At 44.5% G+C, this 15193-nt stretch carries 13 protein-coding genes and 1 pseudogene; all 14 read left to right on the forward strand.

All coding sequences use genetic code 11. From position 1 onward, the window contains the following. Positions 1-43: 43 nt before the first annotated feature. The 14 genes and pseudogenes from ACFQ3J_RS01990 (at position 44) to ACFQ3J_RS02055 (ending at position 15101) form a co-directional block, all read left to right on the forward strand. Entirely contained in the window at positions 44-1012 is a 969-nt protein-coding gene (locus ACFQ3J_RS01990) for a sugar phosphate isomerase/epimerase family protein (protein WP_091158252.1), read from the forward strand. Between the two features lie 21 nt (positions 1013-1033). Continuing rightward, positions 1034-1762 (forward strand): ThuA domain-containing protein, encoded by a 729-nt coding sequence (locus ACFQ3J_RS01995; protein WP_251580966.1) that lies wholly within the window; start codon positions 1034-1036, stop codon positions 1760-1762. A 371-nt stretch (positions 1763-2133) separates the two neighbouring features. Next, positions 2134-2451, forward strand: coding sequence for a winged helix-turn-helix transcriptional regulator (locus tag ACFQ3J_RS02000; RefSeq protein ID WP_091158249.1), 318 nt, complete (start codon positions 2134-2136; stop codon positions 2449-2451). Positions 2452-2506: 55 nt separating this feature from the next. Continuing rightward, on the forward strand, positions 2507-3070 hold the full coding sequence (locus ACFQ3J_RS02005) for an FAD-dependent oxidoreductase (protein ID WP_251580967.1): 564 nt from the start codon (positions 2507-2509) through the stop codon (positions 3068-3070). 115 nt (positions 3071-3185) lie between these two features. Continuing rightward, positions 3186-3893 (forward strand): hypothetical protein, encoded by a 708-nt coding sequence (locus tag ACFQ3J_RS02010; RefSeq protein ID WP_091158245.1) that lies wholly within the window; start codon positions 3186-3188, stop codon positions 3891-3893. A 222-nt stretch (positions 3894-4115) separates the two neighbouring features. Then, entirely contained in the window at positions 4116-4724 is a 609-nt protein-coding gene (locus ACFQ3J_RS02015; protein WP_379292275.1) for a hypothetical protein, read from the forward strand. Between the two features lie 209 nt (positions 4725-4933). Beyond that, positions 4934-5317 (forward strand): nitrite reductase (NAD(P)H) small subunit, encoded by a 384-nt coding sequence (locus tag ACFQ3J_RS02020; protein ID WP_251580970.1) that lies wholly within the window; start codon positions 4934-4936, stop codon positions 5315-5317. A gap of 109 nt (positions 5318-5426) precedes the next feature. Beyond that, positions 5427-5733: pseudogene (locus ACFQ3J_RS02025) on the forward strand (pyruvate formate-lyase-activating protein); the annotation flags it as partial. A gap of 173 nt (positions 5734-5906) precedes the next feature. After that, entirely contained in the window at positions 5907-7289 is a 1383-nt protein-coding gene (locus ACFQ3J_RS02030; RefSeq protein WP_091158240.1) for an extracellular solute-binding protein, read from the forward strand. 118 nt (positions 7290-7407) lie between these two features. Continuing rightward, the gene (locus tag ACFQ3J_RS02035) at positions 7408-8292 is read left to right on the forward strand and encodes a carbohydrate ABC transporter permease (RefSeq protein ID WP_091158238.1); all 885 of its coding nucleotides are present in this window, start codon (positions 7408-7410) and stop codon (positions 8290-8292) included. A gap of 2 nt (positions 8293-8294) precedes the next feature. After that, complete coding sequence (locus ACFQ3J_RS02040; RefSeq protein WP_091159215.1) at positions 8295-9122, forward strand: carbohydrate ABC transporter permease; 828 nt, start codon at positions 8295-8297, stop codon at positions 9120-9122. A 43-nt stretch (positions 9123-9165) separates the two neighbouring features. Next, complete coding sequence (locus ACFQ3J_RS02045; RefSeq protein WP_251580971.1) at positions 9166-10986, forward strand: cache domain-containing sensor histidine kinase; 1821 nt, start codon at positions 9166-9168, stop codon at positions 10984-10986. Further along, the gene (locus tag ACFQ3J_RS02050) at positions 10977-12563 is read left to right on the forward strand and encodes a response regulator transcription factor (RefSeq protein ID WP_251580973.1); all 1587 of its coding nucleotides are present in this window, start codon (positions 10977-10979) and stop codon (positions 12561-12563) included. The genes ACFQ3J_RS02045 and ACFQ3J_RS02050 overlap by 10 nt, the downstream gene beginning before the upstream one ends. Before the next feature lie 168 nt (positions 12564-12731). Continuing rightward, positions 12732-15101, forward strand: a complete 2370-nt coding sequence (locus ACFQ3J_RS02055; protein WP_251580975.1) for a copper amine oxidase N-terminal domain-containing protein — start codon at positions 12732-12734, stop codon at positions 15099-15101. Positions 15102-15193: the final 92 nt, after the last annotated feature.

The following is a 15193-nucleotide window of genomic DNA, read 5'->3' on the forward strand; positions in this document are numbered from 1 at the left end:
TGAAGTTGAAGTACACATTACAATACAGGAGGGGTTTTAGTTTATGAAATTAGGCGTATTTGCAGTACTATTCGGTGGTCGTAAGTTTGAAGATGCATTAGATTACATCGCGTCCAAAGGTCTGGGTGCTATTGAGATCGGTACAGGAGGACATCCAGGTAATGCTCACTGTAAACCGGCTGAGCTCCTGGAGAATGAAACAGCATTGAAAGAATTCAAGAAGGCGGTTGAATCCCGTGGCCTGATCATTAGTGCGCTCAGCTGCCATGGTAACCCGCTTCATCCGCAAAAGGAAATTGCTAAGAAGTTCCATGATGATTTTGTTGACACGGTGAAACTGGCTGAGAAGCTTGAAGTTCCAGTTGTTAATACGTTCTCAGGCCTGCCTGGTGATCATGAGGATGCTAAATATCCGAACTGGCCTGTCGCCCCATGGCCCAATGATTTCCAGGAAGTATTGAAATGGCAATGGGAGAATAAACTGATACCATATTGGACGGAATGGGGTAAATTCGCTTCTGACCACAATGTAAAAATCGGACTCGAATTGCACGGCGGATTCTCGGTTCATACTCCAGCTACATTGCTTAAGTTGCGTGAGGCAGCTGGTGAAGTCATCGGGGCAAACCTTGATCCCTCTCACATGTGGTGGCAAGGTATTGATCCTGTGGAATCCATTAAAATTCTGGGCCGTGAAGGAGCCATTCACCATTTCCATGCCAAGGATACAACGATTGATCCTGTCAATGTAAATATGCACGGTCTTACCGATATGCAGGATTATACAAATATGCAAACCCGCGCATGGCAATTCCGCACTGTTGGATTTGGTCATGATATCAAAACCTGGGCAGATATTATCAGCGCCCTTCGACTTGTCGGATATGATTATGTTGTCAGTATCGAACATGAAGACGGACTGATGTCCGTTGAGGAAGGTTTTTCAAAAGCCGTCCACAATCTCAAGCAAGTTCTTATTGAGGAACCGCTTGGCGATATGTGGTGGGTCTAACATCAATAGGGGGAAATAAGAATGATAAACGTCACCATCTGGAATGAATTTGTTCACGAAAAAATCCATGATGAGGTTAGAGAAGTATACCCGGAAGGCATTCACAAAGCACTTGCTGATGGTCTTTCTGGAGAAGGATACGCGATTCGTACGGCGACCCTTGATGAGCCGGAGCACGGTCTTACGGATGAGGTCTTGAATACGACAGATATATTAATCTGGTGGGGGCATATGGCTCATGACAGAGTAAGCGACGAAATCGTTAGCAAGGTTGTGAAGAGAGTATTAAACGGTATGGGGTTTGTTGTTCTTCATTCAGCACATTTCTCCAAGCCGTTCAAAGAGCTGATGGGGACTTCCTGTGACCTGAAGTGGCGGGAAGCAGGCGAACAAGAAATTATATGGACTGTAAATCCGAGTCATCCGATTGCAGAGGGGATCGACAGCCATATTATATTGGAACATGAGGAAATGTATGGTGAGTTCTTTGATATTCCAACGCCTGATGAGCTAGTATTCTTGAGTAATTTCCAGGGTGGGGAAGTGTTTAGAAGCGGATGTACGTTCAAGCGAGGCGAAGGCAAGATTTTCTACTTCAGACCAGGACATGAAACGTATCCAACCTACTACCGTCCGGAAATTCTAAGAGTCATCAGCAATTCCATCCGATGGGCTTATCCTCTACATCATACCAAACCTGTATTTGGAAACAGCGAGCCCGTCAGAGCATTAGGTAACGTACTTGTATAAGAAAATTTAGTATATCGTGCCATGGACTTACAGCGAAGTGAGTCCATGGTTTTTTTATAAAAATTATATAGGTATAAAGAACTGGTTATTCAAAAATCAGCGTGGTATAATAAAAATGCTTATGAATCCCGATCTTGCAGGGAAAATTCAAAGTACGCACAGAGGTAGATGGACTGTCTTAGGATGGTCTTTTTTAATTGAAACGGTTGACTGATTTTACATGTCATTAGCTTCATTTTTGGTTAATGATTATAGTATACTTCATGGGATATTGTATAGTTTCTTTCCATATACCACGAAATGTGCTATTATGATATGTACTAACTAATTGTAAGTTTGGGTTAATGGAATTATTTAAAGAGGTGAATATAATGGAAGGTCAACATCTGAAGATGTGTCCAAGATTTGAGTCGGCCTTTTCATTCCTGGGCAAACGATGGAATGGTCTCATTATTCAAACATTAATGAATGGTCCTAAACGATTTAAAGATATTTCGAATCTCATACCTCAAATGAGTGATAAAATGCTGTCAGAGCGAATGAAGGATCTGGAGAGCGAAGGCATTTTGATCAGACATGTATATCCAGAGACACCTGTGAGAATTGAATACGAGCTTACCGACAAAGGAAAGGCACTCCAACCTGTAATGCAAGGAATTCAGCAGTGGGCGGAACAATGGGTTGAATAGCCGAAGCTAAGTTCGTTCGTGGCGTCATGAATCTTGTGTGGAGAGGATGAAACTCATGGCAGATATTATTGTTGTTGGTGCAGGTCCTGCAGGAGGCAGTGCAGCTATTTTTGCGGCTAAGGCAGGCAAAGAAACGATCGTTCTTGATAGCGGTGCAAGTATGACGAAACGCGCCTGGATAGAGAACCACTATGGGACCGAGGGCATTTCAGGGCCGGATCTGTTAACATCAGGCAGAAAACAGGCGGAGAAGTTTGGCGCTGTTTTCTACGATGAGAAGGTAACTCTGGTTACTTCTGAGAGTGGTCAGGTCAGGCTTACAACAGAATCGGGCAAGGAATACACGGCACGGCATGCGATTCTAACGACCGGTGCCAATCCTGAACTGGCGGCAAATAGCGGGATTCGTATGATTGAAGGACGTGAGCCAAGAATAAAATCAGTTATTGAAGTGGATCGTCTCGGCAGAACCAGTATGCCATGTGTGTGGGCTGCGGGTGTCATTGCTGGAGTCAGTGTCCATACGATCGTGACGTCCGGTGACGGAGCAAGGGTGGCCATTGAGGTGCTCAGTGAGCTTAACGGTGAACGGTATGTTGACCACGATATGCTTAAGTAATGACCAAACTTTTTATTTTTCTGAAGAAAGATAAAGGATCGTCCTTGCACAAGTCGGTGCTTTTCGTAGTATAATTGCAGAAAGGTCGAAAAGGCATAGAAGGAGGGCGATCTACTTGAACAAAATCGTCGTGTCTCGTAAAGTGAATTACTTTAAACAAGATGTTGCCGAGCTTGAGCAAGCATCCCTCCGCGTTCAGTCTATCTATGAGAAGGCAGCTAGAATGGTGAAGCAGTATTTTTCTCCAGCAGCAGCAGAGAAGCTTGAGGCAACAGTGCAGTCCCAGCGCTCATATTTTCAAAAGTGGATCCACACGAGCAAAGGATGGAAATTCATCGGAAGTGAATATCAGTATGAACAAGCAGAAGACCATCCTTCATTAGCTGATCTGAAAACGGATACAAGCATTGGCGAGTCTACAGCATTGTCTGCGAGACTTGGCGGCTCCTTTGCCAGCTTAATTCTTCAGGCATTCATATGGTCACAGTATGAAGAGATTCAATTGTTCCATCCGTTTCTTGGAGATGAATCATTCTATACGGGTGAAGAGATGGATGTCATTGCAGCCTACTTTGTGCCGACTTATTTGACGGAGAGACCATTGTACGAGAGTGGAATCCATTATCGAAGAAGAGATAACGGAGTTACCGTTTATCAAGAGGATGTGCCTGCCCCATCTGTCGTTTTTGATTCAGAGTGGGGAACGATGGAAGGTAAGCTTATGACGGGAGTTTATGTATCAGGTCTGCAATTTAAGGGGCTTGGTCCATATTTGAAAAATATGAGCGGTAAACGAATATATATGCAAGCAGCAGTTCAGTAATGTCAGACAGGTCAAATAAGAAGAGCCCAATTTTGGGCTTTTTTCTATTTGAGTTGAAGTTAAACATAAGAAAATAGTATGCTATATAAATAGATTGTAGAATAATGCAAAAAAAAGTAAGGCGGTGATTGCATGAAAGTGCGGTACTCATTTACAATTTCAGCAATAATTCTACTCTTGTTCATATTTACGGGCTGCAGTTCGATAGACAAGGGGACAAGCATGGCGGAGGACCAAACTCCGGGATCTGTTGAACTCCGTGTAGAAGGCGGCAACTACATACCCGCACTAACTCAACCTGTACAAATTAGAATTAATGAAGGACTAACAGTACATGAAGCAATCGATCGAGTCGCTGAATTTGCTGAAGGTTCGAATGCAATTGCTTCAGTTGGCTCATATGTATTAGATGAGTCTCTTGAGTGGAGATTAAAATTAAATGATGAAGATATTGGTTCTGATGCATGGGGACATTCTTTAGAAAGCAAAGATTCACTAATTCTATACATTCAACCTATTGTCCAGATTGAAAATATGGAGCCATCGGCTGTGACATTAACGATTTATGGTGGAGTAAGTCAGCCAGATTTGCGGGGTTCGATTGCAAGTCTTTATTTTCCTAATTTGACGGTACGAGATATTCTCGAGAAGAATGAGCGGGTCCAGCTGACAGATAACAAGAGATTCATTCACTCCATTGATGGTTATGTCCCGCTAATTACGGAAAAATGGAAAATTGAAGTGAATAATAAAGAACTAATGGAATATGGACTAGATATGGTTCTTAGTCCGAGGGATGAAGTTAGATTAGAGCTTGCTGAACGACAGTAGTCGTCGGCAGGCTTTTTTTGTCGATAAAAAGACCTAAAACATCCATAGTGAGAATATTCACATAACAAAACATCCTACCATGGTATCATTTTGAAATATTCGTCAAAATTTGATTCCCATTTCAGAATCTTTAATTTAAAATAATTAGGTGAATCAATTTCATTTCAGAAATGAAGACATTACCGTATCTTGGAAAGAAGGGTTAACCTATGGGTGTGATCAAAGGGAGAATTAAGGAACAACAGGTGCCTGTTAGTGTGTCTGAATTCATTAAGGCCAGGGCTTATCCAATTGGAAACGAGCGGGATTTCTATTCATTGATCGGACGTAAGGTTACTCTAAATGACCGAGAAATTGGCGTGTTCAGAACAAGTGACGGTGGTCTGTTTGCTCTCGATAATGTCCGCATAAATCCAGAGGGAATAAGGCTGACGGAGGGGATTGTGTCTAGACATACGGTTTATGATCCTTCTGACGATTGGAAGATTGACCTGGAAACGGGAGATGTCATAAGAGAAGCTTTTAATATTACCAAGGTGCAAACATATAGGGTGCATAACATGAAGGGCAAATTATATATTGTTGTTGGATGAATCAATGGATGGTCTATATCATTTCATATATAAAAGGAAGCCGAATCTTTCTCTTAATCAGAAAGTCGGCTTTTTTGTATATGCGCTAAATTCTGCAAATTTCTACAGGGCACGCCGGTTGTCTGATCATGGCAAGAAGATGTGGATCCGACATGTATATGTCCCTGGCATTCATAATGATGAGAACGATCTGTTGAGTCTGGGCCGGTTTATAGGGACACTGGAGGGGGGTAGATAAATTCGAGATTCTTCCTTATCATCAAATGGGAATCTATAAATGGAAGCTGCTAGGCAAACAAGAATATCCGCTTGAGGGTGTCCCCACTCCTGAACAAGATGAAATAGACCGTGCTTACCATCTCATTGAGACTGGACGCAAGGAGCAAGCAAAATACAAATTTGATATGTTGTCGTGATAACGAACTCCCTTCTTACATGCGAAGGGAGTTTTTATGTATTTTTTCGAGGATTTTATCCCTCGATCTTTAAATTGTGGTCCTATCGGAAGAACAGCATTGTTTCTATAATGTAAATTGTAAAGCAAGTAAGTTACATACAATACAAGCTCATAGAAAGCGGGGGCAAACGGATGTTGAAGAAAAAGTTTGGTTCTATGATGTCGTTAATGCTGGTTGTATCACTAACACTGGCAGGTTGTGGAGGTGGCTCTAATACAGAAACACCTGCTGCGGAGCCCGGAACTTCTGGTGAAACGCCGCCGGCAGCTTCGGCTGAGCCGTTTGAAATGACGCTTCGGCATACCCAGGTCGGTGCGGACAAGGAACGCAGGCTTGCGATCCTGCAGGACGTGGTTAAGAAAGTGGAGGAGGAAGTCGAAGGCGCATCATTTACGCTAGATGGGGTTGATTCAGACGTAAACCGCAAAGAAAAGCTGCGGGGGGAAATGGCCGCAGGCAATCCGCCGGATATCTTCGACCTCTTCGGCAGTCCGGATGCTAAGGTATATGCCAAAGAAGGCATGCTTCTTAATCTGACGCCAATTCTAGAAGAGCTGGGCATTCAAGACAAATTCTCTTCGCTTGAGCCATTCACTTATGAAGGCAATGTGTATGGTCTTCCTGTCGGGGGATCGGGTGAAGGATTTTTCTACAACAAGGAATATTACGAGTCGAAGGGTTGGCAGCCGCCAGCTACCTTTGCCGAGTTTGAGCAGCAGCTGGCTGATATTAAGGCAGATGGTAAAGTGCCGCTGGCAGGAGCTTCCAAGGCTGGCTGGGTACCGCTTATGCTGACGAACCATCTTTGGTCCCGCTACGCAGGCTCTGATGTTACAAACAAGTTTGTTACCGGGGAAGCGGCATGGACAGATCCAGGAGTTGTCAAAGCCTTTGCTAAACACCAGGAATGGGTTGACAAGGAATACTTCAAGAAAGGCGAGCTTGGATTTGAGTATGCGGAGTATACGACTCAATTTACGAGCGGTGAAGCCATTCTGATGTACGATGGAACATGGAAATCATCGGTATTCAAAGAAGGGCAGTCCGGAGAGGGCTTGATTGGAAAGGTCGGATTCTTCAACTTGCCACCGGTAGATGGAGGAGTCGGAGATCAAACTTCTCTGATGCGTGATGTGAATAATGGATACGGATTTGCGGCTTCAATTGCAGACGATCCACAGAAGCTGGCAGCAGTCAAATCATTCATTAAGAATATGTTTAATGAAGAAATGCAAATTAGAGGCTTGGTTGAAGACGGCGTGCTGCCAGCGATGAAATTCGATGAAGCTGTTCTGACCGAAAGTATTACGGATGATTTGATGAAGGAGATTGTAGCTGTACTTAATGCTTCCGCTACTTCTTTCCCTGCATTTGACTCGCTTGTTCAGGCCGATGTAACGACAGAAATCAGTAATATCCAGATTCAGAAGCTGATCGGCGGCCAAACGACCCCTGAGCAAATGGCAGAAGATCTGCAGAAAGTGCAAGAGGAAGCAAACGCAGCAGTGGAATAGCAATCGTTACGATGAAATAACAGGACTGCTTACCCCGGACAGCGTCCGGGGTTTTTTTACACACTAAATGGGTATGAGGCTGTACATTATTGGCTCTTCCATGGGAGGCTGTTGGCACATGAACAAATCACTCAAGAACCCTTGGGTATACTCGATGTTTATATTACCTGCCTTGATATTGTTTATTATGTTTTTTATTTATCCGATCTTGAATTCGATATACTACAGCTTTACCAGCTGGAATGGCGTATCTGAAAATCCGAAATTTATCGGTTTTGAAAATTATACTAAAGCATTTGGAGATGAGAGGTTCTGGGAGTCGGCATTGAATAATGGATGGTTTATTCTTTTTTCGTGCGGTATTCAGGTTCCACTGATTGTATTCTTCTCTCTTCTTATTGCGAATGTGAAGCGGCTCAAGGGTCTGTACAAAACGGCGGTATTCCTTCCCTCAATTATGTCTACAGCAGTTATTGGGATATTGTGGGGCTTCATCTATGAACCGAATATCGGGTTGTTAAACCAGATTCTCAGTCTGTTCGGTATCGAACCGATCTACTGGTTGTCAGACGAGAAATATGCCATGTTCTCCATCCTGCTGACGAATGCCTGGCAGTGGACTGGCTTCTACATCATTATGGTACTCGCAGCGATTCTCGCCATCCCGCGTGATCTGGACGAAGCTGCTGAGATCGATGGAGCGAACCGGCTGCAAAGGGCATTGTCCATTACACTGCCGCTGATTAAGCCTATCATTTCTGTAGTCATCATGCTGTCCATTGCGGGTGCCATGAAGGCGGCAGATATCGTTATTGTTATGACAAAAGGCGGACCAGCCGGATCAACAGACGTGCTTGCAACCTATATGATTAAATATGCGATTACAAATTTTAAATACGGCTACGGAAATACCATTGCTGTCCTCATATTTGTATTTACACTCATTCTGACGGCTCTTTATCAAGTGCTGATTGCCCGCCGCAGTGAAAGGATTGAATACTAATGATGCGAAGCTTGAGTAAATCAATCCCCCATGTATTTCTGCTCAGTTACTTGCTCGTTATTTTGTTTCCATTTCTCTTTGTTATCTTTTCATCCGTCAAGAAGGATAACAACGCGATTGCGCTTAATCCGTTTGGCATCCCGCAAGAGTTTGCATTTGAAAATTATGTGGAAGCCTGGGTTAATGCGAAGATCGGAACCTACTTTTTTAACAGCTTGTATATTTCAATTCTGGCCTCGGTGGTATCAATCTTGCTCGGAGCGATGTTTGCCTTTGCGATAACAAGAATGAAGCATGGAAAATGGAACGCTGCCTTCTTCAGCCTGATCCTGATCGGCATGCTCATTCCGAACAATTCCCTCATGCTGCCCATCTATCTGCTTGTTCGCAAGCTTGGCATCCTGGATACGCATCTTGCGCTCATCATTCCTTATATTGCAAATGCGCTTCCGTTTACAATTATTATTCTGGCTGCTTTTATGCGGTCGCTCCCAAGTGAAATTGAGGAAGCTGCCGTTATGGACGGGTTGAGGGCACAGGGTATTTTTGCTAGAATAGTGTTACCTCTAACCATTCCAGCGATCGTTACGGTATTCATTGTTAACTTTCTTGGCAACTGGAATGAATTTCTTCTAGCCAATTACTTTTTATCCACGGACACACTTCGTACCCTGCCTGTAGGAATGGTGCAGTTCAGAGATCAGTACCAGATGAACTACGCTCAGATGTCAGCGGGTATTGTTTACAGTGTCGTGCCGGTTATCATTATTTATTCCATTTTGCAAGAGCAGATCATTGAAGGTGTAACCGCAGGTAGCGTCAAAGGGTGACGAGACTTACGCTTATGCTCTTCGACCGGGGAGAAATGCGTTCTTGAACTTGCGTAGCAAACTTGTTGTGGCGTTTCTGGCATTGATCATCATCCCGATGTGTGTCATGGGCTTTGGAACCTTTCTCGTGACATCGAGTACAATTGAGAAAAAATACAGCGAGCAGGCTGAGTATGCGCTGAAGTCGATCAGCTACAGCATCGAAAGCGTGTTTCAGGAAATGAACAATGTAACGGACAATGGAATTGCTACGTCTGTGTTTCAGATGGCTCTCGAATCTGAGAAGCCTGTGAACCTCGGTGAAAGCGATCAGCTCTATCTGAATGCGAGTCAGCGGAATTTTCGCAGCCTGCTCTATAATTACCCTGCGATCAGCTATGCCTTTCTCTATAATTTGGAGCATTCCACCAGCGAGCGGATCGTCTCCATTTTTACAAAAGAAGACTTCAAGGCACTTCCCTTCGGGGAGTTCACCAATCATCCACTATACAATCAAGTGAAAGAATTAAACGGTGTTCCCCTGTGGATTGCTCCACTGGAGCATCCAGAATTCACAGGATATGAGCCTGTATTTACACAAATTAGGCTTGTAAAGGAGCTTAGCTTTTTTCAAAACATCGGTGTTCTGGTTGTACAGATAAAGAATTGGGAAATTGACCGGATCTTCCGTAATCTCAGCATGAGCGGCAATCAGGATACGGAATTCATGATGGTAAACCAAGATGGGCTTGTCGTATATGATCCATCCGGTTTTTATATTGGGCGGTATATGTCGGAGCTGATGAGCGAGACTTTTGCAAGCAGAAAAGGATACCACAGCACCAGGCTGAATTTCGACGGAAAAGAGAGCATACTTTCACAGTACCAAATGAAGGGATACCCATGGCAGCTTGTTTCTGTAACCGAATGGAACACCTTGGCAAAAGAAACGAATCAGCTTGTCAGCTGGTATGTGATTATTATTATTTGCTGTCTATTTGCCGCTCTTATGTTCAACGTCTTTTTTATGAATCGGATTACAGGCACGATCGCGGTACTTGTAAGGTTTATGCGCAGAGTGGAAGACGGAGATTTCAGTGCAAGGATCGAGGGCAAAGGCTACGACGAGCTCCAACTGCTAGCACAAGGCATCAATGATCTCATGGACAAAATCAGCAGCTTGTTCCGCAGAGTCAAGGCAGAGCAGATGCAGAAGACAAGAGCTGAGCTTCGTGTGCTGCAAGCACAGATTAAGCCGCATTTCTTATTTAATACACTGGAGTCCATTAATGGACTTGCTCTTCGTGGCGAAAGAAGGAAGGTCAGTGAGATGGTAAACAGGCTGGCCAGTATTTTACGTATCAGCATTCAGGAAGTGGAAGAAATTCCGATCAAGGAGGAAGTGAGGCATCTAGAGAACTATTTGGCGATTCAGAAATACAGGTTTGCTGATCTATTTGAATATGAGATTGATATTCCGGAGAAGCTCGAAACGTTTCCCATCCTTAAGCTCACCCTGCAGCCCCTTGTCGAGAATAGCATTCAGCATGGATTTGAAGGAATTGATTACAAAGGAGTCATCCGGGTAACTGCATGGGAAGATATGGGTAAAGTTGTGCTTGAAGTGCGGGATAATGGGATCGGGATGGATAACAACGTCCTTGAACGCTTTGAATACATGGCGAAGACGACGGAAATGGAGGATGAACCTATATCTCCGGCGATGTCTGAACGTCGCGGTCTTGGTGTTCGGAGTGTAGCCGACCGAATTCGCATTCAATATGGAGATCATTACGGTATATTTATCTGCTCTGCGAGTGGGGCAGGAACGATGATCCGGTGTGTACTACCCAAAAACGATTGGGGGGATTCGTCTTGGAACTGAGTGTGCTGCTGATTGATGATGAACAGCCTATACTTGATAATTTGAAGGAGTTTATCGACTGGGAATCGCTCGGAATCAAGGTGGCTGGAGTTGCCCGTACAGGAAGTGAAGCCTTGGAGCTTAGCGCCCATGTTCAGCCTGATCTCATTTTATGTGATATTCGAATGCCTGTCATGGACGGTTTAACGTTCATTGAACAATACCGTGTACGAGGCGGGGAAGCAGAGATTCTGCTGCTTACCGGCTACCAGGAGTTTGAATATGCCAGACTAGCGCTGCAGCAAGGCGTTCGTGAATACATATGCAAGCCGATCGATTATTTGGAGCTGGAGTCAAAGATTGGTGCGCTTGCAAGCAGTATCAGTAAGAAGAAGTACAAGGAGCAGCAGGGTACGGTGCGACAGCTCCACATGAGCAAGTGGATTCGTCGAAAATGGCTGCAGGAAGTATTGCTTGGAGAGTCTCCTAGTCCCAATCCTTGTATGGATGTGAAGTCCACCGCAGATGGATCTCGATATTCTCTAATACGACTTGATGCACAGGATTATTTCCTGAATTCTTTGCTATGGCCTGAGGAGGAGCGTAAGGAATGGCATGAGTCTGTTGGCGCTGTAATCGAAAGTCATTTGGCCTCCTCTGGGACAGCAGGAGAAGTGATCCAGACACGGGATGGGGAATGGTGTATTGTCATTGAACATGATTCCTTACTGCCTGAGACAGGATCTATGATTCCTGTTCTACTTGAAGATCTGGAGCGTAAGTTTGCAGATGCATCCGGCATGGCCGCGGAATTGTATGCTTCTGGCAAGATCGTCTATGATTACATGCTTGCCGAAGAATACAGAGATGCTCAGCGAGCGATGATGATGTCTGAGCAATCCGGCACACGGCATGAAATCAGGGATGAGCAGGAGTCGGGCGAGGAGCTGGAATGGATGTCCCGTGTGTGGTCGGATCGATTGACACTGGCTGTTCGCCAGAAAAACAAAAATGAGGTTATAGCGGTACTGAAGCAGATTTACAGTTTGATGTGCACCGATAATGGTGGGAATAACGGCAAGGCCATTAAGTATTTTCACTACATTGTCGTTCTCATGCTCCGTGATTTGCACGAAATGAAGCTGCTCCAGACAGATGCAGAAGAACGAATATGGAATGTGATGTTACAGACGCTTACGCTCCGCGAGTATTATGAGCTGTCTCTCACCTTGGCAGAAGCATGCGCCAGCGAGCTGCCGAGGCGCACGGCAGGAGAACTGGTTGCATCCGCAAGAGATTATATCGCGGCAAGACTTGATAAAGATTTGGGGATTGAAGAGATGGCAGATCAGCTTGGAATCTGTTCAAGCTACTTCTGCCAGTTGTTCAAAAGCCATTTTGGCGTCACATTTGTTGAATATGTAACGAGAGAAAGAATGGAGTCTGCGAAAGCGATGCTCACCGGAACAGACCGGAGCATCGCTTCCATCGGAGCGGCGGTCGGGTATCGGGAACGGAGATATTTTTCAAAAGTGTTCCATAAATATTATGGGATGAAGCCTTCTGAATATCGTGAGATGGCAGCCAAGACAAACTGAAATCTTTGAAAACATAAGTAAATGACGACATAAGAGCAGCTTCTCCGATTTGGGGGATGTTGCTTTTTGTCATTTTTTAGAATGTGGAGAGCAACTTTTTAGTTACAACTGCGTCTAATAATGAGACATGTAGCGTGATACAACTAAGCGATTAGAAGGAGTCGAGGAATGAATTTCAAGAAATTATCTATTCTCACCGTCTTTGCCGCTTCACAGGTACTGATGGCATTTCCGGTGAGTGCACAATCAGACAATGCCGGACTTCAGCAGGGACAAGCCCTTGATCAACAAACAGAAAGTGTGCAAGGAAGCCTGTCTCATGACGTAAAGAATAACGAGAACTCTTCTGATACCCATGTTGAAGTGAATCAGGACACAGAACCCGCAGAAGAATCCGTAAGCGGAGCTCAAGACATATCAGGTGACACCGAAACGGGCAATGTGGCCAATTCTGGGAATACAGCAGAATCAGGCAATAATGCTGAACCTGGTAATGAGGACAGCGGTGAGCAGTTAGATGAGTCTCAAGCTGCAGAATCTACAGAGAAGAAGGAGCAGACTTCACCTTCCGAAGAGGATCGCACGGAGTCAGAAGCTGTAGAGCAGCAGTCGGTATCTCAGCAGGTAAGCTCGGCTAAGACTAATACAGCAGCGAATACAGCTGTCAACGCAAGCCAGCTTATCTTATTTTATAATAGCAGCAAGATGATTCAGGACGGTGTAACTTATTACGCTCCACAGCCGATGGTTGTGAAGAGCGGTGTTTCATATGTGCCGATTCGCGCATTGGTTGATCGTGTTGGATACAAGGTTTCGTACAACTATGCGACCAAAGAAACGCTGATTATTCAGGGCAACAACGAACTTCGCTTCAAAACGAACAGCAGCAGCTATACTGTTAACGGCGTTTCGAAGAGCATGAAGGGTGCTTCCTACCAGACGAACAATACGTTTATGGTGCCACTGACATCGATCACCCAAGCACTTGGCATTACTTACAGTGTGGATAACATCAATAAACGGATTATTCTAAATCTGTCGAATAAGCCGGTTGCTAAATTCAGCATTCAGCCGAGCACAGTGTACGCAGGAGATACGGTAACTTATGTAACGGCTCCTTATTCTCCAAAGGGCCTTGCCATTATCAATGAGCGCTGGGAAGGCAGACAGGATGTATTTGAAGCGGAAGGGAACTATACGGTTAGTTATTATGTTCAGGATTCGAGCGGTACATGGAGTGATCCATATACAATTACTATTAATGTAGAGCGACCAAATCAGCCGCCGATCCCGATGTTTACAACGGACAAAGAAGAATACAAGATGGGCGAACTGATTACGTACAAGGACGAGAGCACCGACGACGAGTATATTGTCGATACGCAGTGGGACAATAACGCATCAGCATTTTTCACACCTGGACCCAAGACGATTCGTTTAACGGTTACGGATAATAAAGGTGCAAGCCGCACCTACGAAAAAACGATCATTATCACAAATGAAACGCTGTATACATTGAATGAGTTTAACCGTCTTTTTACACCGATTGGAGAGGAATTCTCCTTTGACGGTTCGATCGTGCCTACTTGGGACAAAGTAAATTATACTTACACGGATCAACCAGGTACACTGATACGAAGCAATAGTCCTGAAACGGTCAATCGTGAAGGGATTCTATATCAGGACAGTGCAGTCGGCAGTACTCGATTTTTGCTCCACCATCTAAATAACACCGGTAAAAAAGTGAAGATGTACGTGGTTGCAACCAATAACAACTCGGCAACAGCTACACTCCGCACTGAGAATCTAGGTCTTGCAGGTCCGACCAACATTGCTCAGGCTGCAGGCAAAAAAGCGGTACAACGATATTTTGAAACGATGCAGGATGGCACAAAATGGTCGACTACTCAGCTGAAGCCGGGTGAAAGTAAGCTGATCCTTACAGATCTAAGCTTGTCCAGCTTGGGTCAGAGTCAAATTATTTCACTATTTTCTGATGTTTACAGCAATTATCCGATAGACTATAAGGTCATTATGATTGATGAGAAATTGGATCCTTTGACTACAGTGAAGAAGCTGCCTGTTCTTGATCGGGATGGTGTCCACAACCGCGGAACTTATGAGAATCCGACTCGCATTATCAAATACAGCGAGACGATTGGCGAAGAGTCACAGCGTCTTGTTATCGGTGATAACAAGGATGATCCGAACGTGTCGGGTGTAGATCCCATGGTAGGAGTAACGGCTTCAAACTCCGGTAACTTTGGTGTCCTGTACAAGATCACTTTGGATAAAGTAGCTCCGAATACATTGATCTCCTTTAATCCACGCGGAGGGACCTATTCCGGTTATGCGATGGTAAATGGAATGCCCATTCCTCTCGCAAAGAGCGGAGGAGTAAGTGCTCCGAACGAGCAGGTTGTATTATATCGGACAGGCAATTATGAGCAAAAGGTCGAAATTTGGTTTACTGCTGCGCCAGCTAGCAGTCTTCCAATCAACCTGTTGTTTACGGCATTGCCGCAGGTTGAGGAATAAGATTTCGTTCATACAAGGAAAGAGCTCTATATCAGAGTTCTTTTTTTGTTAAGGGATTTGTTCTTAGATGAACCACGAAAGACGTGTTCGTT

Origin of the sequence: Paenibacillus provencensis (genome assembly GCF_042678545.1) — a bacterium.
Classification (GTDB): Bacteria; Bacillota; Bacilli; order Paenibacillales; family Paenibacillaceae; genus Paenibacillus; species Paenibacillus provencensis.

Excerpts from the sequence above, each read along its gene's own strand:
- ACFQ3J_RS01990 (WP_091158252.1), top strand. The coding sequence starts at position 44 with ATGAAATTAGGCGTATTTGCAGTACTATTCGGTGGTCGTAAGTTTGAA.
- ACFQ3J_RS01995 (WP_251580966.1), top strand. The coding sequence starts at position 1,034 with ATGATAAACGTCACCATCTGGAATGAATTTGTTCACGAAAAAATCCAT.
- ACFQ3J_RS02000 (WP_091158249.1), top strand. The coding sequence starts at position 2,134 with ATGGAAGGTCAACATCTGAAGATGTGTCCAAGATTTGAGTCGGCCTTT.
- ACFQ3J_RS02005 (WP_251580967.1), top strand. The coding sequence starts at position 2,507 with ATGGCAGATATTATTGTTGTTGGTGCAGGTCCTGCAGGAGGCAGTGCA.
- ACFQ3J_RS02015 (WP_379292275.1), top strand. The coding sequence starts at position 4,116 with ATGGCGGAGGACCAAACTCCGGGATCTGTTGAACTCCGTGTAGAAGGC.
- ACFQ3J_RS02020 (WP_251580970.1), top strand. The coding sequence starts at position 4,934 with ATGGGTGTGATCAAAGGGAGAATTAAGGAACAACAGGTGCCTGTTAGT.
- ACFQ3J_RS02030 (WP_091158240.1), top strand. The coding sequence starts at position 5,907 with ATGTTGAAGAAAAAGTTTGGTTCTATGATGTCGTTAATGCTGGTTGTA.
- ACFQ3J_RS02035 (WP_091158238.1), top strand. The coding sequence starts at position 7,408 with ATGAACAAATCACTCAAGAACCCTTGGGTATACTCGATGTTTATATTA.
- ACFQ3J_RS02040 (WP_091159215.1), top strand. The coding sequence starts at position 8,295 with ATGCGAAGCTTGAGTAAATCAATCCCCCATGTATTTCTGCTCAGTTAC.
- ACFQ3J_RS02055 (WP_251580975.1), top strand. The coding sequence starts at position 12,732 with ATGAATTTCAAGAAATTATCTATTCTCACCGTCTTTGCCGCTTCACAG.